Raw genomic sequence first — 701 nt, forward strand, 5'->3', positions numbered from 1 at the left:
TACTCTAGTCGGTCAAAAATTAGATAGCTGAACGTTTTATTGTCCATGAACATATCACTTGAGAACGGGGGCGCTGTTTGTGCCAACGCTTTACCGCTCACAAAAAGGAGTAGCAACGCCAATGCTCCTGCAAAAGAACTCAGGTTTTTGACGGATAAGGTTAATCGGAATTTCAATGTTTGTAAAAGCAAGTTTGAGTTTAGGTTTTTATTCTTCTTCATTGTTATACCTCCGCAAGTTTATCAACTACTTTTACAACACGGAACATGCCCATATCCATATGGTATAAAATATGGCAGTGAAAAGCCCATGGGCCTTTGTCTAGTGGAGTAACCCGGGCTGAAATTCGTTGTGCCGGCTGTAATAACAAGGTGTGTTTTCGTGGGTTGTAAATGCCGTTGCCATTTTCCATTTCCATCCACATACCATGCAGATGAATCGGGTGCTCCATCATGGTGTCATTAACTAAAGTCAAACGTAAACGCTCGTTATATTCGAACTCGATTGGGCCGTCCACTTCATAAAATTGCTTGCCGTCGAACGACCACATATACCTTTCCATATTACCGGTAAGGTGTAATTCCACCTCGCGCTCGGGCTCGCGCTCATCAATGTTAGGCTTCAAGCTTTTAAGATCGCGGTATACCAGTACTTTGCGGCCGTCGTTACCCAGACCGATTCCAGGCTCATCTAGGCGGTCG

Annotated in this window: 1 protein-coding gene; it reads right to left on the minus strand. The window is 44.4% G+C overall.

Features of this window, described 5'->3' with window-relative positions; genetic code table 11:
* Nucleotides 1–223: 223 nt before the first annotated feature.
* Nucleotides 224–701: multicopper oxidase domain-containing protein (locus JJ896_18575; GenBank protein ID MBO6781656.1), on the minus strand; the 478-nt coding region annotated here is incomplete at its 5' end.

The organism is Rhodothermales bacterium (assembly GCA_017643395.1).
GTDB lineage: Bacteria > Bacteroidota > Rhodothermia > Rhodothermales > UBA10348 > JABDJZ01.